Source organism: Streptomyces sp. CO7 (assembly GCF_053474865.1).
The window spans coordinates 218,382-219,409 of sequence record NZ_JBRIOU010000004.1; the positions used below are offsets into that span (position 1 = coordinate 218,382).

Annotated in this window: 1 pseudogene; it reads right to left on the bottom strand. The window is 76.9% G+C overall.

The window, feature by feature from the left end:
- Positions 1-966, bottom strand: a pseudogene (locus ACOV8S_RS13710) (phosphodiesterase); the annotation flags it as partial.
- Between the last annotated feature and the right edge of the window lie 62 nt (positions 967-1,028).

The window sequence follows — 1,028 nt, forward strand, 5'->3', positions numbered from 1 at the left end:
CAGGTGGTGGTCCGGGCCGTCGCCGTCGCCGAGGCGCCGCGCGGCCGGGGCGGGCTCGCCCGGTGGTTCCGCCCCGGCCGCGCGGCGCCTCGGCGACGGCGACGGCCCGGACCACCACCTGCGCCCGCCCCGGCTCGGCCGGTCGCCACCGCGGCCGTCCTGCTCGCGCGAGGAGGCCGCGGCCCAGGGGGCGTAGGCGAGCAGCAGCGAGCCGGCGAACCAGCCGGCGTCGAGCAACTGCCCGGAACGGTAGCTCTGGTGGAGCAGCGGCGAGGTGAACAGGGCGTCGCAGACCACGGTCAGCGCGAGGGCGCCGACCGCGGTGTTGACGGCGACGCGGTTGGCCGCGGTGCGCCGGAAGTGCAGCGCGAGGACCACGCTCACCAGCGCGATGTCCAGTATCGGATAGGCCAGTTGGAAGGCGGCGTGCGCGACGCCCTGGTCGGCGGCCCCGGCCTTGCGGCTCAGGGCCAGACTCCAGGAGAGCGTCAGCAGCGAGCCCCCGATCAGCCAGGCGTCGAGCACCAGGCAGACCCAGCCCGCCCTGGTCAGCGGGCGCCGCGCCAGCATCAGCAGGCCGAGGATGGCGGGCGGGGCGAAGCACAGGAAGAAGAGGTCGGCGAGGCTGGGCCGCGGCATCTCCGCCCGGAGCACGACCTCGTACCAGCCCCAGACGAGGTTGCCCAGACTGGCCATGGCCGAGGAGAGGGCGAACAGCAGCCAGGCCGGGCGGACCTCGTCGCCCTGGCGGCGGGAGTAGAGGAAGCAGGAGACGGCCGCGGCCGCGCCGGCGGCGCTCAGACCGAAGTCCCCCATCACCAGGGCCGCGCGGGGCGAGCCCCAGCCGACCGCGGAGCCCAGCGCGTAGCCCGCGCACACAACGGCGAGGAGGAGCAGCGGCGCCAGCGCCGCGGCCCGGCGCAGCCCGGTCTCCGTCCGGGACGGGACGGACGCGACCGACGGCAGTCGCGGCTCAGGGGCCGCGCACCCTCCGCCGTCGAGCACGGGCGGGGAGAGGGAGGGGGAGC